This window comes from Amycolatopsis sp. NPDC104863, from assembly GCF_055582965.1.
This window is the reverse complement of the sequence record NZ_JBVJOW010000003.1, coordinates 22,531-40,612: the sequence shown is the minus strand read 5'-3', so window position 1 is coordinate 40,612 and position 18,082 is coordinate 22,531. Positions and strand designations below refer to the sequence as shown.

Annotated in this window: 16 protein-coding genes; 4 read left to right on the top strand and 12 right to left on the bottom strand. The window is 72.9% G+C overall.

Translation table 11 applies throughout. The features are described 5' to 3' along the window. The first annotated feature begins 4 nt into the window (after positions 1-4). A complete protein-coding gene (locus ACZ63J_RS16835; RefSeq protein WP_465404987.1) occupies positions 5-742 on the top strand; it encodes an MBL fold metallo-hydrolase in 738 nt (245 codons plus the stop codon). Here the strand turns inward: ACZ63J_RS16835 and hisB are convergent. The 3 genes from hisB to hisD are packed head-to-tail and all read right to left on the bottom strand — an operon-like array spanning position 739 to position 3,757. Continuing rightward, positions 739-1,338, bottom strand: coding sequence for an imidazoleglycerol-phosphate dehydratase HisB (gene hisB / locus ACZ63J_RS16830; protein ID WP_465308044.1), 600 nt, complete (start codon positions 1,336-1,338; stop codon positions 739-741). The two genes, ACZ63J_RS16835 and hisB, sit on opposite strands and share 4 nt — an antisense overlap. Then, positions 1,335-2,435: a histidinol-phosphate transaminase gene (locus ACZ63J_RS16825; protein WP_465404989.1), complete on the bottom strand. Its 1,101-nt coding sequence runs from the start codon at positions 2,433-2,435 to the stop codon at positions 1,335-1,337. The genes hisB and ACZ63J_RS16825 overlap by 4 nt, the downstream gene beginning before the upstream one ends. Next, positions 2,432-3,757 carry a histidinol dehydrogenase gene (gene hisD, locus ACZ63J_RS16820; RefSeq protein ID WP_465404991.1) on the bottom strand — a complete coding sequence of 442 codons (1,326 nt, stop codon included), beginning with the start codon at positions 3,755-3,757 and terminating at the stop codon, positions 2,432-2,434. The genes ACZ63J_RS16825 and hisD overlap by 4 nt, the downstream gene beginning before the upstream one ends. A gap of 83 nt (positions 3,758-3,840) precedes the next feature. Here hisD and ACZ63J_RS16815 point away from each other — a divergent pair, with 83 nt between their 5' ends. Further along, the gene (locus ACZ63J_RS16815) at positions 3,841-4,635 is read left to right on the top strand and encodes a carbon-nitrogen hydrolase family protein (protein ID WP_465405043.1); all 795 of its coding nucleotides are present in this window, start codon (positions 3,841-3,843) and stop codon (positions 4,633-4,635) included. Here the strand turns inward: ACZ63J_RS16815 and ACZ63J_RS16810 are convergent. From ACZ63J_RS16810 to eccB, 3 genes are read right to left on the bottom strand one after another with little or no spacing between them, the layout of a single operon-like run. Further along, a complete protein-coding gene (locus ACZ63J_RS16810; RefSeq protein WP_465308050.1) occupies positions 4,632-5,267 on the bottom strand; it encodes a response regulator in 636 nt (211 codons plus the stop codon). The two genes, ACZ63J_RS16815 and ACZ63J_RS16810, sit on opposite strands and share 4 nt — an antisense overlap. Then, on the bottom strand, positions 5,264-5,959 hold the full coding sequence (locus tag ACZ63J_RS16805; RefSeq protein WP_465308052.1) for a response regulator: 696 nt from the start codon (positions 5,957-5,959) through the stop codon (positions 5,264-5,266). Before ACZ63J_RS16805 ends, ACZ63J_RS16810 begins: the two co-directional genes overlap by 4 nt. Positions 5,960-5,970: 11 nt before the next feature. Then, entirely contained in the window at positions 5,971-7,392 is a 1,422-nt protein-coding gene (eccB, locus tag ACZ63J_RS16800; RefSeq protein ID WP_465404993.1) for a type VII secretion protein EccB, read from the bottom strand. A 152-nt stretch (positions 7,393-7,544) separates the two neighbouring features. Between eccB and ACZ63J_RS16795 the strand changes: the two genes are divergently transcribed. Further along, positions 7,545-8,591, top strand: a complete 1,047-nt coding sequence (locus ACZ63J_RS16795; protein WP_465404995.1) for a type VII secretion protein EccE — start codon at positions 7,545-7,547, stop codon at positions 8,589-8,591. Positions 8,592-8,625: 34 nt separating this feature from the next. Here the strand turns inward: ACZ63J_RS16795 and eccD are convergent, their stop codons facing one another. The 6 genes from eccD to ACZ63J_RS16765 are packed head-to-tail and all read right to left on the bottom strand — an operon-like array spanning position 8,626 to position 14,011. After that, complete coding sequence (gene eccD / locus ACZ63J_RS16790; protein WP_465342071.1) at positions 8,626-9,999, bottom strand: type VII secretion integral membrane protein EccD; 1,374 nt, start codon at positions 9,997-9,999, stop codon at positions 8,626-8,628. Continuing rightward, on the bottom strand, positions 9,999-10,319 hold the full coding sequence (locus ACZ63J_RS16785) for a YbaB/EbfC family nucleoid-associated protein (RefSeq protein ID WP_465308066.1): 321 nt from the start codon (positions 10,317-10,319) through the stop codon (positions 9,999-10,001). The genes eccD and ACZ63J_RS16785 overlap by 1 nt, the downstream gene beginning before the upstream one ends. Next, on the bottom strand, positions 10,316-10,786 hold the full coding sequence (locus ACZ63J_RS16780) for a hypothetical protein (RefSeq protein ID WP_465308068.1): 471 nt from the start codon (positions 10,784-10,786) through the stop codon (positions 10,316-10,318). Before ACZ63J_RS16780 ends, ACZ63J_RS16785 begins: the two co-directional genes overlap by 4 nt. Then, positions 10,786-12,147 carry a WXG100 family type VII secretion target gene (locus ACZ63J_RS16775; protein WP_465404997.1) on the bottom strand — a complete coding sequence of 454 codons (1,362 nt, stop codon included), beginning with the start codon at positions 12,145-12,147 and terminating at the stop codon, positions 10,786-10,788. The genes ACZ63J_RS16780 and ACZ63J_RS16775 overlap by 1 nt, the downstream gene beginning before the upstream one ends. A gap of 3 nt (positions 12,148-12,150) precedes the next feature. Continuing rightward, the gene (locus tag ACZ63J_RS16770; protein WP_465404999.1) at positions 12,151-13,203 is read right to left on the bottom strand and encodes a WXG100 family type VII secretion target; all 1,053 of its coding nucleotides are present in this window, start codon (positions 13,201-13,203) and stop codon (positions 12,151-12,153) included. A gap of 31 nt (positions 13,204-13,234) precedes the next feature. After that, positions 13,235-14,011: a WXG100 family type VII secretion target gene (locus ACZ63J_RS16765; RefSeq protein ID WP_465308074.1), complete on the bottom strand. Its 777-nt coding sequence runs from the start codon at positions 14,009-14,011 to the stop codon at positions 13,235-13,237. 141 nt (positions 14,012-14,152) lie between these two features. Here ACZ63J_RS16765 and eccCa point away from each other — a divergent pair, with 141 nt between their 5' ends. After that, entirely contained in the window at positions 14,153-18,082 is a 3,930-nt protein-coding gene (gene eccCa, locus ACZ63J_RS16760; RefSeq protein ID WP_465405000.1) for a type VII secretion protein EccCa, read from the top strand.

Below are 18,082 nucleotides of genomic sequence, written 5' to 3'. Positions count from 1 at the left end.
CCACATGCCGTTCGACGTGCTCGTGCTGGGCAGCGCCAGCCCCTACCCGCGCCCCGGCGAACCGTGCTCCGGTTACCTCGTGCGCGGTGCCGGCACCACAGTCTGGCTCGACGCCGGGCCCGGCACCCTGGCCGCGCTGCAGGAGCACACCATGCTGACCGACGTCGACGCGATCTGGGTCTCGCACCTGCACGCCGATCACGTCGCCGACCTGCTGCCCGCCGTGTACGCGCTGCTGTTCGCCGACCTGCGGCCGGTGCGGCCGATTCCGCTGTACGGGCCGCCCGGCATCGGCGAGCGGCTCGGCGCTTTCCTCACCAACGCCGCGGCGGCACCGATCGGGGAAGCATTCGAGGTGCACGAACTGCACGACGGTCACTTCGCCGCCGTCGGCGGGCTGACGCTGGCGACAACCGCGGTGGAGCACGGCTTTCCGGCGTTCGGCGTGCGCGTCACCGACGGCGACCGGGTGCTGGCCTACTCCGGGGACACCGGCCCGTGCGCCGCGCTCACCGATTTGGCCACCGGCGCCGACCTGTTCCTCTGCGAGGCCGATGGGCCCGAGCCGTCGGAAGTCCACCTGACGCCCGAGGACGCCGCACGGGCCGCCCGTGGCTCCGGGCGGCTCGTGCTGACTCACCTCGGCCCGTTCCTCACCGCCGGGGACGCCGTCGCGCGCGCCTCGGCCGTCCACTCCGGACAGGTCGAAGTCGCGACGCCCGGCGCGGTGTTCGCGGTTTAGAGCACGCCCTTCGTGGAAGGGATGCCGCCCGCGCGCGGGTCCGGCTCGGTCGCGGCGCGCAGTGCGCGGGCCACCGCCTTGTACTCCGCCTCCGCGATGTGGTGCGGGTCGCGGCCGTGGATCACCCGGACGTGCAACGCGATCTGCGCGTGGAACGCCAGCGAGTCGAACACGTGCCGCGTCAGGACGAACGGGTAGTTGTTACCGATCGTGAAGGTGTTGAACTGCTCCGGCTCCCCCACGTGCACGCAGTACGGCCGCCCGGAGACGTCGATCGCCGCGTGCGCGAGGGTTTCGTCCATCGGGATCCACGCGTCGCCGAAACGGCGGATGCCGCTCTTGTCGCCCAGGGCCTGGCGGATCGCCTGGCCGAGCACGATCGCCGTGTCCTCCACCGTGTGGTGCGCGTCGATGTGGACGTCGCCGGTGGCCTCGACCTTGAGGTCCAGCGAGCCGTGCACGCCGAACGCCGTCAGCATGTGGTCGTAGAACGGCACGCCGGTCGAGATGTCGACCTCGCCCGTGCCGTCGAGGTCCAGCTGCACGAAGATCGAGGACTCCTTGGTGGTCCGTTCGACCTTGCCGATGCGGCTCATCGGGCCACTTCCTTACTCGCCTCGAGAAAGGCGTCGTTCTCTTCCGGGGTGCCGATGCTCACGCGCAGGTGTCCGGGAATACCCGGGTCGCGGATCAGCACACCCTTGTCCAAATAGGATTTCCACGCCACCGAGGGCGCCGCGAACCGTCCGAAGAGGACGAAGTTCGAGTCGCTCGGCACCGGGTCGAATCCCAGGCCCGCCAACGCCTCCACGACGCGGTCGCGTTCGGCGGCCAGCTTGTGCACACTGTCCAAAGTGGCGTCTGCGTGCCGCAGCGCCGCCCGAGCCGCCGCCTGCGTCAGCCGTGAGAGGTGGTACGGCAGGCGCACCAGCTGCAACGCGTCGACGACCGCCGGGGCCGCCGCCAGGTAGCCCAGCCGGCCGCCCGCGAAGGCGAACGCCTTGCTCATCGTGCGGGAGACGATCAACGAAGCCGGGTAGTCGGCCAGCAGCTCCACCGCGCTCGGCTGCGACGAAAACTCCGCGTACGCCTCGTCGACCACGACGATCCCGGTGGCCGCGTCCAGGATCGCGCGAAGCTCGGAAAGCGGGATCGAGCCGCCGGTCGGGTTGTTCGGGCTGGTGACGAACACGATGTCCGGACGCCGCTCCGAGATGACCGCCGCCGCCGCGGCCGTGTCCAGCGTGAAGTCGTCCCGGCGCGGCGCCGGGACCCACTCGGTGCGGGTGCCGGACGCGATGATCGGGTGCATCGAGTACGACGGCTCGAAACCGAGCGCGCTGCGCCCGGGACCGCCGAACGCCTGCAGGATCTGCTGCAGGACCTCGTTGGACCCGTTGGCGGCCCAGACGTTCCGCTCGGTCAGCACCACACGCGTCGACACGCTGAGGTAGTCGGCCAGGTCGTGCCGCAGGGCGAGCGCGTCGCGGTCCGGGTAGCGGTGCAGCTCGGCCGCCTCCGCGCGGACCGCCTCCGCGACGTCCGCCACCAGCTTCGGCGGCGGCGGGTACGGGTTTTCGTTGGTGTTGAGCCGGACCGGGACGTCCAGCTGCGGCGCGCCGTAGGGCGACTTGCCGCGCAGGTCGTCCCGCAGCGGCAGCTCGTCCAGGGTGACCTCTTCGCCGATGGTCATCGGACCGAACCTCCGAAACGCGCCGTCACGGCCTCGCCGTGCGCGGGCAGGTCCTCGGCGTTCGCCAGCGCGACGACGCGGCCGGCGACCTCGCGCAGCGCGTCTTCGCTGTAGTCCACGACGTGGATGCCCTTGAGGAAGCTCTGCACCGACAGGCCCGAGGAGTGGCGGGCGAACCCGCCGGTGGGCAGGACGTGGTTGGAGCCGGCGCAGTAGTCGCCCAGCGACACCGGGGCGTACGCGCCGACGAAGATCGCGCCCGCGTTGCGGACCCGGGCGGCGACCTCGCGCGCGTCCGCCGTCTGGATCTCCAGGTGCTCGGCGGCATACGCGTCCACCACGCGCAGGCCGTCGTCCACTGTGGACACCAGGATGACGCCGGACTGCTTGCCGCCCAGCGCTTCGGTGACGCGCTCGGTGTGCTTGGTCGCCGAGACGCGCCCGACCAGCTCCTTGTCGACGGCGTCGGCCAGCTCCATCGAAGTCGTCACCAGGACGCTCGCGGCGAGCGGGTCGTGCTCGGCCTGGCTGATCAGGTCGGCGGCGACGTGCACCGGGTCGGCCGTCTCGTCGGCGAGGATGGCGATCTCGGTCGGGCCGGCCTCGGAGTCGATGCCGATCAGGCCGCGCAGCAGCCGCTTCGCCGCGGTCAGGTAGATGTTGCCCGGCCCGGTGACGACGTCGACCGGGGTCAGCTCGGTGCCGTCGGTGTCCGTGCCGCCGTACGCCAGCAGCGCGACGGCCTGCGCGCCGCCGACCGCCCACACCTCGTCGACGCCGAGCAGCTCGGCCGCGGCGAGGATGGTCGGGTGCGGCAGCCCGGCGAACCCGGCCTGCGGCGGCGAGCAGACGACCAGCGAGCCGACGCCGGCGAGCTGCGCCGGGACGACGTTCATCACCACGGTCGAGGGGTACACCGCGAGGCCGCCCGGCGCGTACAGCCCGACACGCTCGACCGGCACCCACTTCTCGGTGACCGTGCCGCCGTCGACGACCGTCGTGGTCACGTCGGTGCGGCGCTGCTCCGCGTGCACCTTGCGCGCGCGGGTGATCGACTCCTCCAGCGCGGCGCGCACCGCCGGGTCGAGCTGCGCGAGGGCCTGCGTGAGCCGCTCCCGCGGCACGCGCACGCTCATCGGGCGGACCTTGTCGAACTTCTCCGTGTACTCGAGGACGGCTTCGACACCGCGGTCACGGACCGCCTCGACCACCGGGCGCACGTGATGCAGCGCCGCGTCCACGTCGTATTCGGCACGCGGCAGCGTGGCGCGCAGTTCGGCGGCGGTCGGGACCTGCCCGCGCAGGTCGGTGCGGTTCAACATGCCCCCAGGGTACGAGGTCACGCCGAGCGGGTTTTCAGCGATACTCCCCGGTGACGGCGGATCCCAGCATGCAGGAGGCAGCGGTGGCGCGAATCGCGTTGTGCCAGGTCAACTCGGGTGACGAACCGGAGGCGAACCTGAAGCTGGTCCGCTCCGGGGTCGAGGCGGCCGCGGCCGAGGGCGCGCGGATCGTCGTCTTCCCCGAAGCGACCATGGCCCGCTTCGGCCGTCCGCTGGAGCCGGTCGCGGAGCCCCTCGACGGGCCGTGGGCGTCCGCGGTCGCCGCGGTGGCCGCCGAGCACGACGTCGTGGTCGTCGCCGGGATGTTCACCCCGGCCGACGCCGGGCGCGTGCACAACACGCTGCTGATCACCGGCGGCGGGCACCACCGCGGCTACGACAAGATCCACCTCTACGACGCGTTCGGCTTCGCCGAGTCCGACACGGTGGCGCCCGGCGCCACCTTGGCGACGTTCGAGCTGGACGACGTCGTCTACGGCGTCGCGACCTGCTACGACGTCCGGTTCCCGGAGCTGTTCCGCGCGCTGGCCGACGACGGCGCCGACGTCGTGCTGCTCCCGACGTCGTGGGGCGCCGGCGAGGGCAAGCGCGAGCAGTGGGAGGTGCTGGTGCGGGCGCGGGCCCTGGACTCCGGCTGCTGGGTGCTGGGCTGCGGCCAGGCCGACCCGGCGGCGACGGGCGTCACGGTGAACCCGAAGGCGCCGACCGGGATCGGCCACTCGCTGGCCGCGGACGGCTTCGGCCGGGTGCACGCCGCCGCGGGCGCGGCCCCGGAGATGCTGCTGGTGGACGTCGACCCGGCGGTGCCGGCCAAGGCCCGCACGGCGACGGGAGCCCTGGCCAACCGCAGGCTCTAGCGGAGCAGGCCTTCGCGGATCGCGACCCGGACGAAGCCCGCCCGGCGCCGCTCGCCCGTCTTGTCGCGGATGCGGTCCAGGTAGGACCGCACCGTGCGGACGCTGATGTTGAGGATCTCCGCGACGTCGACGTCCCGCTCGCCCGCCGCCACCAGCCGGAGCACCTGCTTTTCGCGCTCCGACAGGACGATCTTCGGGCCCGCGTGGCGCTCTTCGCTGTCCTGGATGATCATCCCGGCCAGCGTCGGCGACACGTACGCGTTGTCGTCGGCGATCGTGCGGATCGCGCGCAGCAGCTCGTCGCCGTCGACGTCCTTCGACAGGAACCCCTTCGCGCCCGCCTGCATCGCGCCGAGGACCTCCGGCTGCTCCGCGTGCGCGGACACCACCAGCACCTTGTGCCCCATGTGCCCCACCTCCAGGACCGCGGCCGCGTCCTGGACCCCGCGGAGCTTGAGGTCGAGCACGACCACGCTGCCGGCCGGCTGGTCCTGGACCGCGAACCGGGCCACCGAGTCGGCGACCGCGCCGAGCTCGATGTCCGGGGCCTCGGTCAGCACGCGGGTGAGCGCGTACCGGTAGAGCGGGTGGTCCTCGATCACGCCGACGCGGATCGACCGCGGCTGGCTCATTTGCGGCCGCCGCGCCGGGGGCCCGAGCCGCCGATGAGACCGCGCCGGATGGCCTCCTTGACCAGGCCCGGGCGCCGCCGCTCGCCCGTCTTGTCGCGGATGCGGTCGAGGTAGCCGCGCACCGTGCGGACGCCGATCCCGAGGATCAGGGCGATGTCGACGTCCCGCTCCCCCGCCGCCACCAGCCGCAGCACCTGTTCCTCGCGCGGCGAGAGCTCGACCTCGGCCGACGGCGCCGGCCGGTCGGCGTTGTCCTTCATGATCATCCCGGCGACCACCGCCGAGACGTACGCGCCGCCGCCGGCGACCGTCTTGATCGCGATCAGCAGCTCGTCGGCGTCGACGTCCTTCGACAGGAAACCGCGCGCGCCGGCGGCGATCGCGCCGAGCACGACCTCCGGCTCGGCCTGCGCGGACACCACGAGCACGTGGTGGCCGAGCTCGCAGACCTCCAGCACCGCCGCCGCGCCCGCCACCCCGGGCAGGCCCAGGTCGAGCAGGACCACGCTGCCCGGCGGCTGCCGGTGCACGTGGAACCGGGCGACCGAGTCGACCACCGCGCCGAGCTCGACGAAGTCGGCTTCGGCCAGCACGCGTTCCACCGAAACGCGGTACAGCGGGTGGTCTTCGATGACGGCGACCCGGACGCGCCCCTGGCCCAAGTCGTCTTCGGTCGAACGCTCTTCTGTCATGTGCACGACTTTCACCCCGTTCCACCCGACGGAGCCGGCTGCCCGGCCGTGGCCGGGTCCAGCGCGGGGCCCGTCGGCACCAATGCCAGCAAACTACCTGTGACCGGTGACTTGGCCACGCTTCCGTAGCCGAGCGACGCCAACGCCTGGGCGTTCACCACCGGGTACTTCCGGCCTGAGTCGGTCACCAGGTAAGTGGTGGCCGAGCCGGACTCGACGACGACGGCGCCCCCCGACGGAGGCACGAACACCTCGTCCGCCACCCTTGCTTCGGTCCGCATCGGGACCTGGATTGCCTTGGCGCCGGCGGGAAGCGGGAATTCGGCCGAAACGAGCAACCGGTTGCCCTGGATGCACAAGACCACCGAGTTCCCGGTGATCGGCGCCTTCCCCGGGATGCGGTCGGGGAAGGCCGCCGGGTCGGCCCCACCCGCGCGAGGAGCCCCGGCCTTCGGCGCGGCGGCGACGTCGGCCGCGCGCACCTCGACCGGCGCCGGCGGGCCCGGGTAGGCGGCGGCGTTGGCTTCGGTCGTCACCAGCAGGCTCGCCTCGGTCTGGCCGACCGGCTCGAGGCCGTCGCGGCGGACGACGTAGTACGAAGCCGCGGCGCCGGGCGCGGCCATGGCGTCCACGACGGCCAGCACCTGGCCGACGCGGGAGTCGTGGCCGCCGATCGACGGGCCCCGGTCGCCGGCGCCGTCGACCGGCAGCGCGGTGAGGTCACGCCCGGCCGGGACGGTGTCGATCCAGCGCGCGGACACCGCGATCGTCGGGTAGCTGTCGAACTGCAACGCCGTCGCGGCTTCGTCGGACAGCTTGTAGCGGCGGCCGCCGGCGAGCAGGAACCGGTCGCCCTTCGGCAGCCGGACGATCACACCCTGGTCCCGCGGCAGCTCGACCCCGGACGCGGGCGCGGCGAGCAGCACGGCGGTGCGCGGCTCGGCCGACGCGGGCGCGTCCTGCGTGGTGCGGCTGCAGCTCGTCCACGGCGTGGTGACCAGCGCGGCCGCCACCGGCACCGAGTCGGGCGCGCCCGGGATGCCGATCTGAGCGCCGCGGCCGGCCTTGCCGAGGTTCTCCGACGAGACGGACACGGTCGCGTCGCCGGCGCCGCCGGCCAGCAGCCGCGCGGAGGCGTAGTTGAGGACCGGGTGCAGCACGCCGTCGGCGCCGAGGACGAACCGCGCGCCGGTGCCCTCCTCGACGATCACCTTGCCGCCTTCCAGCCAGTCCTTGCCGCCGGAGGGGTTCAGCAGGCCGATGATCCCGAAGACGGCGGTGACCAGCAGCGCGGCCACGAGCCCCAGCACGGTGCCGAGCACGAGCCGGCGGCTGGGCGAGACGGGGTGGTTGGCGTCGGCGGCGACGAGCGCCGAAACGAGCCTGCGGCGGAGGAACTGGTACGCCTGGATCTGGTCCCGCTGCGTCCACACGCTGCTTAGCCCCCGGCTGTGTGCGTCGTCCCTGCTCGGCCCTCAGAGGCCTCGATGCTAGGCACCCGGTTGGCCGAAGGGGAGGGTAATTTTTACGCCCACGCGACATCTGGGGAGGCAGTAGCGTCGGAGACCCGGGGAAAGGGGAGCCCGTGTCCGTCCAAACCGCCGGCGCCGTCCGCCCGGCCCCGGCCCGGCCCGCGTCGGCGCCGCTGCCCTGGCTGCTGCCGGTCCGGCCGCTGCAGGCCGCGCTGTGGGAGATCGCCGCGATCGCCGTCCTGCTCGTGTGGACGGTCGACGCCGTCGGCCAGCCGGTGCGGATCGGCGTGAGCGTCGCCGCCGGGCTGCTGGTGCTGCTGACGTCGGTGCGCTTCGCCGGGCGGCACCTGGCCGGCTGGGCGCTGACCTGGACGGCGTACCGGCTCCGGCGTCACGACACGCGCCGCGAGAGCCCGGACCCGCTGATGTGCGTGGCCGGGCCGGTGAAGGTGCGCCAGCACGTCGACCGCGCGGGCAACCGCTTCGGCGTCGCGGAGGTCGACGGCGGCTGGAGCGCGCTGGTGCGCCTGACCCCCGGCACGGGCGCGCCGACGGCGCTGGTGGACATCCTGCGCGAGGCGTACCGCCGCACGGACGTCCCGCTGGCGTCGGCCCAGCTGCTGACGTGGGCGATCCCGCGCGGCGAGCAGGTGCTGCGGGTCCGCTGGCTGGCCGTCCGCTACCGCCCGGACCAGGCCCCGATAGCGGCCCTCGCCCGCGGCGGCGGCGACCTGGGCGCGCTGCGGAGCACGGCGTCGGCGGCGTTGAGCTTGATGGGCTCGCTGGCCGAGGCGGGGTACCAGAGCACGGTGCTCGAAGCCGGCGAGCTGGCGCAGGAGCTGCGGGTGGCGCTCGGTGTCCAGGGCGCGGCTTCGGGTGCGCCGGACCGGTGGAAGTCGTGGACGTGGGGGGAAGCCGCGCAGATGTGCTTCACGCCTCGGTCGTCGCGGGTGCTGGATGCGTCGGTGGCGGGGGCGGCGTTCACGGCGACGTCTTACACGCTGACGCGGACTCCGGGTGGGCGGGAGAAGGCTGAAGTGACGATCCGGGTGGGGGGTCGGCCCGGGGCTGCGGTGCCCGTGCCGGGTGCGGCGGTTCCGCTGCACGGGCGGCATGGGGCCGCGGTGCGGAAGACCCTTCCGCTGGCCCTGGACAGCTGAGCAGCGCCCCAAGGTGGCCTTGGGGCGCTCGGCGTCAGCCGCGGACGGCTTCGTAAACCCCCGCGATCATCCCCACAAAAGGCACCAGCGACAGCAGCACCAGGAACTCCGAGACGTCCAAAAGCCGCGACCAGTACGGCGAACGCAGCCCGCGCGCCACCCGCGTCGCGTAAACCAAACACACCGCCGCGGCCAAAACCACCGCGCAGCCGGCCGCGAAGATCGCCGTTCGCTGGCCTGAGGCCACCAGCCACACTCCCGCGGTCACCAGGCCGACGATCCCGAAACCGATGAGCACCAGCCGTTGCGCTCGGCGCGCGTACGAGCGGGACCGCAGGATCCACGCCACCCCCAGCAGCGCCGCCAGGCCCGCTTCCCACGGCCCACCCGTGGAAAGCACCACCGACGCCGCCAGGACGACCAGGCCCAGGCCTACCAGCAACCCCGTCAGGACGCCCTGCGCGTGCGACGTCCGGCCGAACATCTCCGTGCCGAGGGACGGCTGTTCGTCCGCGCGGAACGCCTCCATGTCGTCCGGGACGCGGGGCAGCGGCAGGCGGGCCAGGCGCAGGGCCAGCATCGGGGCCACCGCCGCCAGCGCCGTGGCCAGCACCGCCACCACCGACGCCGCCGCCACCGGGCGGACGCCCGACAGGAGCACCACGCCCGTGGTCACCGCGCCGAAGCCGGCCGCGACCGTGATCGCCACGAACCACGGCAGGCGGTCGGCCACCGAGACCGCCGCCAGGACGCCGTACACCGTCACCGCCGCGAGCCCCGCCGCCAGCGGGCCCGCCGACAGCGAGAACAGCGGGTGCGGCGGCAGGATCGACATCCCCGCCAGCAGCGCCACGCCGACCCCGGCCAGCGACCCGGCCGCGCCCGCTTCGGCGTCGCCGTACGCGCGGCTCAGCGCGCCGCCGCCGAGGAGCAGCACCAGCGCCAGCAACCCCGTCCCCACCGGGGCCAGCACACTGCCGGACGCCGCCGACTGCACCAGCAGCCCGCCCGCCAGCAGCAGCACCACCGCCGCCACCAGGCCGGAACGCCGTGCCACCGAAGGACTCCAGCCCCCGGACGAGTCGGCGACGCTGGCGATCGAGTCGACGACGTCGTCGAACAGCAGCGGACCCCGCGGGCGTTCCCGCGGGGTCAGGTGGAGGACTTCGCCGTCGCGGATCTGGGCCGCGGCGACGCTCAGGCCGAGCGCCAGTGGCGCGCCGCCGAGGCGGGAGAGCACCCAGCCCGGATGCTCCGCCGACGCCTGCCCGGCGGCGCCGGCCAGCCGGACCAGCTGCGGCACCAGCTCGGCGAACGTCGACTGCTGTGGCAGCGCGACGTCGACGCGGGCCCGGGGCGTGACCACCGTGACCCGGCGCGTCGTCCCCGTGAGAGACGCGGTGGTCATCAGACGTTCTTCGCGGCCGAGATCACCGGAGCGAACTTCGCGTTCGAGGCTTCGGCGAGCTTCGAGAGCCCGGCGTTCACCGCCTCCAGCACGATCTCCGAGAGGTTGCGGGCGTCGTACTCGCGGATCGCGCGGGGGTCGATGTCGATGGCGGTGAACCGCCCGTCGCCGCGGAGGGTGACGGTGACCTCGTTCTGCCGCGAGTGCGCCTTGATCTCCATCGCCTCGACCGTGCGCTGGATGCGCTGGACCTCTTCGGTCTGCTTGCGCACCTGCGCCAGCAGTTCGTCCATGTCCGGCACCGCGTACGGATCGGTCATCGCGTCTTCCCTTCGTGCTGGCGGACGTGGACGCTGCCCACGAACCGCTGGAAACCGGGTGAGAGCGCCCGCGCGGTCGCGGGCGCGGCCGTGCAGGCGAGCTCGAGCACCAGCCGCTCTTCCGGCGTCGCGCCGGGGACCGTCAGGTGCACCTGCGTCTGGATCAGCTCGTCGCCTTCGCCGGTGCGCAGGTGCAGCAGCTGCATGACACCGGGCGCGGCCGGGGCGCCGACGTCGCGGCGGCTCAGCACGTCGAGCCCGGCCGTCGTGCGCGAAAGGCGTTCGACGGCTTCGGCGGCGATGGCGTCGATCGAGGCGTCGTCCGGCCGCTGCTGCACGCTCACCGTGATGTTCGGGACGAACTCGCCCGGCGAAGCGTCGTGCACGGCGACAAAAACCGCGCCGGAGTCACCCGGGTCGACGGCCGTCCAGCCGTCCGGGATGACGAAGTCGAGGGGAAGGGTCATCACAGCCCCACGTAGGAAACGGCGTCGTCCCAAGCGGATCCGACGGCGTTCGCCGCGTCGGAAGCCGCGGTGCCGACGTAGTCGACGGCCGCGCCGCCGTACTCGCCGATGGTGTGGCCGAGCTTCGGCAGGTCGATGTCGATTTTCGCGCCGACTCCCGCGCCGAGGCCCAGCGCCGCGCCCGCCTTGAAGTTCACCTTCAGGTGCCCGGCGTCGTAGACGGCCTGGGCGTCGAGCTGCGCGCCGACGCCGTACTGCAGCGTGCCGTTCGCGCCGACGCCGATGCCCGCGACGTCCGCCGCGACCTCGCCCTCGACCTTCCCGCCGGCGAAGGCGTTCAGGTGCGCGCCGGCGCCGTGGGCGCCGATGGTGCCCGACGCGCTCGCCTCGCCGCCGGCGAAGAGCGTGCCCTTGGCGTGCGCCGAAGAGACACCCCAGTCGCCCTTGAGCTCGGCCTCTTCCTTCACCGCGGCCAGCTCGGTGTGCCCGGACGCGCCGACGTCCCAGCCCTTCGACGTGATCTTGCCGTCGTACTCCGGGGTGAGCCCGTCCTGCTCGTGCTTGAACTTGTAGTAGGTGATCTCGGTGTTGTTGCCCAGCTTGTCCTTGACGCTCTCCGGCTTCGGCTGCCCGAACGGCGTGTCCGCCTTCTTCGGCGCGCGCGTGCCTTCGAGGCCGTCCCAGGTGAGCTTCTTCCAGCCCGAGTTCTTGAACCACGACGGCGCGTCGCGCGGCCGCTTGCGCCCGTCGAGCGGGCTGCCGTTGAGCCAGCCCAGCGGGCCGCCGGTCTTCTTGCCCAGCTTGTACTCCAGCCGCTGGGTGCCCTCGGGCGGGAACAGCTCGGCCAGCGCCTCGGAGAACTCGTCGACGACCTGGCGAGCGGCCTGCACGCTCTGTTCGCCGAGCTGGCGCGCGGCCTGGATGAACGCGCCGACCGAGCCCGAGTTCACCGCGCGGGCCTGCGCGGTCAGCTGCTGGGCGTACTGGTCGAACTGCGCGATGACCGAGTCGACCGCGGCCTTCGCCGACTGCACGAGCTGCGACGCCGTCGCGAGCCGCTTCGCCTGGTCGTCGAGCTTCGTGGCGGCGTCGGTGAGCTCCTCGCCGAGCTTCTGGGCCGCTGTCGCGAACGCGGTGTAGGCGTCGCCGTCCCAGTCCGCGTGCAGGCTCTTCGCGGAGTCGCCGATCTCGCGGGCCTTGGCCGAGACCGTCGACGCCTGGGTGCCGACACGCTGCGAGGCCGCGCTCAGGGCGCCGGGGTCACCGGTCACCCGTCTCTGGCATTCGACGAGCACCTGCCGGTACCCGGACAGCACGGAGCTGACCACCCCGGACGCGTCGACGACCCCCGAGCCCCACACGGGTCAGTTCCCGGCCGCGTCGTAGCCGACGTGCTGGCTGAAGTGCTTCCCGTTGTAGTCCAAGGCGATGTCGAGGTCGAAGTCCTGGCCGCCCGGAGCCTCCACAGTGGACTCACCGGTGGTGAGGTTGGTGTGGATGGTGACCTCGTTCGCGCCGCCGCCGACCGGGGCGGGCTGGGTGACCGGCGCCGGCTGGGTCGGCACGGTGGCGCCGTGCTGCGCCGGGTCCACGGCGATCCAGCTGTTCGACGGGTCGAGCGGGGTGCCGTTGGCCGTCACCGGGACGGTCGCGCCGGCGCCGGCGCTGGAACCGCCGCCGGTGGCGAGCGCGGGCGGGGTGTAGTCGGTGAACGAAGGCTGCTGCGGGATCCCCCCGCCGCTCCCGCCCGCCACCGCCTGCTGCCCGGCCGGGCTTGCCACCGACGGCGGGGCCTGGGGCGCCGTGACCGGGGTGTTCCCGATCGACGGCGTCGTCGCGCCCGCACTGCCGGAGTCGTGGTGGAACAGCTTCTCGATCGCGCCGATCACCTGCGCCAGCTGGGTGACCTGCTGGGCGAGGTCGACCGCGCCGAGGGCCTTGAGCAGCGCGCCGATCGCGGTGATGAACGCCCGCAGCGACGCGCTCGTCGCGGTCGACAAAGCGACCGCCGCGCCGTAGGTCCACGGGTTCGACATCAGCGACGCGACCGTCGGGTTCACCGCGGCCACGACCGAGCGGTAGGCCTGCTGCGCCGTCTTGATCAGCGTGCCGGACACCCCGAGCAGCTCGGCGCCCTTCTGCACGACGGTGATGATCGTCTCGAGCTGCTTCAAGGAGTCGGAGATCTTCTTCAGCGCCGACTCGCTCGCCGCGCCCGACCAGATCTTGCCGAGCTGGTCGGCGGCCTTGGTGAGCTCGGTGTACATGCTCAGGAACTGCTCGGCCTTCTTCACCAGGTCGAGCACGTGCTGCGCGATCTGCTCCGGCTGGCCGGTGACGATCTGCGGCAGGATGGTGATCGGCCCGCCCGAGGACGCGGTCGCGTCCATCGCGCTGGAGTTCGGGAAAGTCAGCATCGGACCTCGCAAGTTCTCAAGGAGCGGACGATCAGACGACGGACGCGGGCCGGTAAACGCTGACCTTCGCCAGCCCGCTGATGCGGGCGTCGAGGAGCCCGTGGTTGTAGAGGCGGCCGCCGTCCCCGGCGACCCCGATGACCGGCTGGCGGTCGGAGAACAGCAGCGGCTCCACGACCACGACGTCACCGCTGTGCACGCCGCCGGGGACGTCGGAGAACGCGCGCGCGGTGCCGGCGTAGACCTCGATCAGCCCGACTCGCGCCTGGTTGCCGGCGTCCCCGGCGAGCCAGTCGTTGAAGTCGGCGACCCCGTGGAAGCGGGCGTCGGTGATCGGGTGGTCGCCGAGCCTGCCGAAGCTCGCGTCGCCGAGGTAGCGCAGCACGTTGCCGACCGAAGACGGCTCGCCGTGGGCGCCCGCGCTGTCGTTGATGGCCACGGTGGCCAGCTCGGACGCGTGCGAGCTCCCCCAGATCGACGACGCGGGGGGCGTCGACCCGCTCCCGGTGCCCCCGCCGTAACCGGCGGCGGCGTCCTGGTCGGCCGCCTGGTAGGCGTCGGCACTGGCCTTGACGAGCCCGTTGACCTGCTGCAGCAGCTGCAGGAGCGTGCGGACGGCGGTCACCTGGCTGGAGTGCAGCGCGGCGTTGGCGGCCGCGACCGCGGTGCCGAAGCCGGCGAACGACGTCGGTTGCACGATGAGCCGTTCGAGGTCGGCCACGGCGTTGATGCCGTGGGCGATGATGCCGCCGACGTTGCCCACGGCGGAGCGCATCGCCTCGGGCTCAGCCCGGTACTCGCCGGCCATGGCTCTCCTTCCGCGGGTGGCTGCTCGGCAGAGCGTAAGTTCGCGCCAGGAAGCGGGCGGACGGCAAAAGTACCCACCGCGAGCGGGCGGTGAGTGGCCAAAATACCGGTCAGAGCATCCCCGAGTCCGGAGCATGTCCCGATGAGCCTGTCGCCCGAACGACCGAGCGAGATCGTGCTGCAGTCCCCGCCGATGCTCCCGAAGAGCTCGTCCGGCGGGATGATGCAGCTGATGATGTTCCTGCCGATGATGCTCGGCATGGGCGCGATGTCGTTCGTCTACATCGGACGCGACGGCGGCGTGATGACCTACATCTTCGGCGCGCTGTTCATCTGCGCCATGGGCGGCATGGTCGTGATGTCGCTGGGCCGCGGTGGCATGGCGAAGAAGGCGCAGATCAACGACGAGCGCCGCGACTACCAGCGGTACCTTTCCGGGCTGCGGGCCCAGGTCCGCGACATCGCCGACGGCCAGCGCGCGGCCATGGTCGCCGTCCAGCCCGACCCCGCGGACCTCTGGGCCTACGTCGAAACCGGGAAGCTGTGGGACCGCCGGCGCACCGACGCGCAGTTCGCGCAGGTGCGCGCGGGGTCCGGGCCGCAGCGGCTGGCGACCCCGCTGAAGGCGCCGCAGACCGTGCCGCTGGAGGACCTGGACCCGGTGTCCTCCACCAGCCTCAAGCACTTCATCCGCACCTACTCGACGGTCGACGGCCTGCCGGTGGCGTTGTCGCTGCGCTCGTTCGCCGCGGTCACCGTGGCCGGCCGGCGCCCGGCCGTGCTCGGCCTGGTGCGGGCGCTGGTGTGCCAGCTCGTCACCTTCCACTCCCCCGGCGACCTGCGTGTCGCGCTGTGCGTGCCGCCCGACCGGCAGCACGACTGGGAGTGGGCGAAGTGGCTGCCGCACGCGACCGCGGCCGGCGCCACGGACGCCGTCGGCTCGCGGCGGCTGGCGGCCGACTCGGCGGCGGGACTGGCCGAGCTGCTCGGCCCGGACCTCGGCGAACGCCCCGCGTTCAGCCGCCGCGCCGCGGCCGAGCTGGACCTCCCGCACCTGGTGGTCGTCGTGGACGGCGGCAACGCCCACGGCGAGCCGCGGCTGATCGGCGAGGACGGGCGGCTCGGCGTCACGGTGATCGAGATCGGGCAGGAGCACCCGCGGACGTACTCGACCGAGCGGCTGCTGAGCCTGCAGACGTCGGCGGACTCCCTCGGGATGGTCGTCGGCGACGCCAGTGAGCAGCGCCTCGGGTTCCTCGGCCGCCCGGACGTCCTCGACCGCGGCGCCGCCGAAGCGCTGGCCCGGATGCTGACGCCGTTGCACACGCCGGCCGCGATCGTCGGCGAGAAGCCGATGTCGGCGACCTTCGGCCTGTCCGGGCTGCTCGGCATCGGCGACCCGCGCGACACCGACACGACCGTGACGTGGGCGCCGCGCGCGGCCCGCGACCGGCTGCGGATCCCGCTCGGCATCAACCCGGAGGGCCGGCCGGTGGAGCTGGACCTCAAGGAGTCGGCCGAAGGCGGGATGGGCCCGCACGGCCTGGTCATCGGCGCGACCGGGTCCGGCAAGTCCGAGCTGCTGCGGACGCTGGTGACCGCGCTGGCCGTGATGCACTCGTCGGAGACGCTCAACCTGGCGCTGATCGACTTCAAGGGCGGCGCGACCTTCGCCGGCATGACGGACCTGCCGCACACCTGCGCCGTCATCACGAACCTGTCCGACGACCTCGCGCTCGTCGACCGCATGGCGGACGCGCTCAACGGCGAGCTGCTGCGGCGGCAGGAGCTGCTGCACGCGGCCGGGAACTACGCGTCCGTGCGGGACTACGAGAAGGCGCGCGCGGACGGCGTCGCGCTCGAGCCGCTGCCCTCACTGCTGGTGATCATCGACGAGTTCAGCGAGCTGCTGTCGGCGCGGCCGGAGTTCATCGACCTGTTCGTCGCGATCGGCCGGCTGGGACGCTCGCTCGGCATCCACCTCCTGCTGGCGTCGCAACGGCTCGAAGAAGGACGGCTGCGCGGGCTGGACTCCCACCTGTCGTACCGGATCGGCCTGCGGACGTTCTCCGCGTCGGAAAGCCGGACCGTGCTGGGGGTCGCCGACGCCTACCACTTGCCGCCCGTGCCGGGTTCGGCGTACCTGAAGTCCGACACCGACACGCTGATCCGCCTCAAGGCCGCCTACGTCTCGGGTGAGCTGCCGCCGCGCAGCACGGTCGTGCGCGAGGACGGGCAGGAGCTCGGCGTGCTGCCGTTCTCCCTGGCCCCGGTGGAGATCCCGGTGACGACCGAGATCTCGGACGCCCCTGTCGCGCCCGACGGCACCGGCGAGACGATCATCCACGCGATGCTGTCCCGGCTGGAGGGCCGCGGCCCGTCCGCGCACCAGATCTGGCTGCCGCCGCTGAACGAGCCGCCGACGCTGGACCAGCTCCTGCCGCCGCTGGGCGAGGACGCCGCGCGTGGCCTGTGCCCGCTCGGCTGGGGCGGCAACGGCAAGCTGACCGTGCCGGTCGCCCTGGTGGACAAGCCGTTCGAGCAGCGCCGCGACATGCTGTGGGCCGACTTCTCCGGCGCGGGCGGGCACGCGCTGATCGTCGGCGCCCCGCAGACCGGCAAGTCGACGCTGATGAAGGACATCGCGGGCATGCTCGCGCTGACCCATACCCCGGCCGAGGTGCAGTTCTTCGTGCTGGACATGGGCGGTGGCGCGCTGGCGCCGATCGCCGGCCTGCCGCACACGTCCGGCTACGCCACCCGCCGCGACGCGCAGCGCTGCCGCCGGGTCGTCGCCGAGCTGACGACGTTGCTCGAACAGCGTGAGGAGTTCTTCTCCGCCAACGGGATCGAGTCGGTGACGACGTTCCGCCAGCGTCGCGCGGAGTTCACCGAGAGCACCGACGGCCGCGAGTTCGGCGACGTCTTCCTGTTCGTGGACAACTGGACCACGATCCGGCAGGAGTACGAGCAGCTGGAGGAGCAGATCACCGGGCTGGCCGCGCGCGGGCTCGGGTTCGGCATCCACGTGATCGTCTCGCTCAACCAGTGGATCGGCGTCCGCGCGCAGCTGCGTGACGCCATCGGCACGCGCTTCGAGCTGCGGCTCGGCGACCCGATGGACTCCTCCATCGACCGCAAGGTCGCGGTGAACGTCCCGGCCGACCGGCCCGGGCGCGGCATCACCGCGGAGAAGCTCCACTTCCTGGCGGCGCTGCCGCGCATCGACGGCGACCAGCGTCCGGAGACGATCGGCGCCGGCGGTGTCGACCTGACGCGCCGGATCTCCGACGCGTGGAAGGGCGCGCGCGCGCCGAAGGTGCGGCTGCTGCCGCCGGAGGTCCCGCTGGACACGCTGCCCGCGGCCCCGTCCCGGCAGGTCACCCTGGGCATCGCGGAGTCGACGTTGCGCCCGGTGTGCCTGGACTTCGCGGCGGACCCGCACTTCGTGGCCTTCGGCGACGTCGAGTCCGGGAAGTCTTCGCTGCTGCGGGCGATCGCTCGCGGCATCACCTCGGCGTACACGCCGGAGGAGGCGGCGATCATCGTCGCGGACTACCGCCGCGGCCTGCTCGGCGCGGTCTCCGAAGACCACCTGCTGGGCTACGCGGGCGCGGAAGGCAAGCTGACCGACCTGATCACCGAGTGCGCCACGGCGATGCGCAACCGCCTGCCGGGCCCGTCGGTGACGCCGGAGCAGCTGCGCAACCGCTCGTGGTGGCGCGGCCCGGAGCTGTTCGTCCTGGTGGACGACTACGAGCTAGTGGCCACGGTCGGGCGCAACCCGCTGCAGCCGCTGCTGGAGTTCCTGCCGCAGGCGCGTGACATCGGCCTGCACGTGATCATCGTCCGCGGTTCCGGCGGCGCCGGGCGCGCGCTGTTCGAGCCGGTGCTGCAGCGACTGCGGGAGCTGGGCTCACCGGGGTTGATCATGTCGGGGACGAAGGACGAGGGCGCGCTGCTGGCGGACGTCAAGCCGTCCCCGCAGCCGCCGGGCCGCGGAACGCTGGTGTCGCGGCGGCACGGGACCGGGCTGGTCCAGGTGGCGTGGACCAAACCGGCGGAGTCCTGA

Excerpts from the sequence above, each read along its gene's own strand:
- hisD (WP_465404991.1), bottom strand. The coding sequence starts at position 3,757 with ATGTTGAACCGCACCGACCTGCGCGGGCAGGTCCCGACCGCCGCCGAA.
- ACZ63J_RS16805 (WP_465308052.1), bottom strand. The coding sequence starts at position 5,959 with ATGACAGAAGAGCGTTCGACCGAAGACGACTTGGGCCAGGGGCGCGTC.
- ACZ63J_RS16765 (WP_465308074.1), bottom strand. The coding sequence starts at position 14,011 with ATGGCCGGCGAGTACCGGGCTGAGCCCGAGGCGATGCGCTCCGCCGTG.
- ACZ63J_RS16835 (WP_465404987.1), top strand. The coding sequence starts at position 5 with ATGCCGTTCGACGTGCTCGTGCTGGGCAGCGCCAGCCCCTACCCGCGC.
- ACZ63J_RS16825 (WP_465404989.1), bottom strand. The coding sequence starts at position 2,435 with ATGACCATCGGCGAAGAGGTCACCCTGGACGAGCTGCCGCTGCGGGAC.
- ACZ63J_RS16780 (WP_465308068.1), bottom strand. The coding sequence starts at position 10,786 with ATGACCCTTCCCCTCGACTTCGTCATCCCGGACGGCTGGACGGCCGTC.
- ACZ63J_RS16810 (WP_465308050.1), bottom strand. The coding sequence starts at position 5,267 with ATGAGCCAGCCGCGGTCGATCCGCGTCGGCGTGATCGAGGACCACCCG.
- eccD (WP_465342071.1), bottom strand. The coding sequence starts at position 9,999 with ATGACCACCGCGTCTCTCACGGGGACGACGCGCCGGGTCACGGTGGTC.
- hisB (WP_465308044.1), bottom strand. The coding sequence starts at position 1,338 with ATGAGCCGCATCGGCAAGGTCGAACGGACCACCAAGGAGTCCTCGATC.
- ACZ63J_RS16770 (WP_465404999.1), bottom strand. The coding sequence starts at position 13,203 with ATGCTGACTTTCCCGAACTCCAGCGCGATGGACGCGACCGCGTCCTCG.
- ACZ63J_RS16785 (WP_465308066.1), bottom strand. The coding sequence starts at position 10,319 with ATGACCGATCCGTACGCGGTGCCGGACATGGACGAACTGCTGGCGCAG.
- eccCa (WP_465405000.1), top strand. The coding sequence starts at position 14,153 with ATGAGCCTGTCGCCCGAACGACCGAGCGAGATCGTGCTGCAGTCCCCG.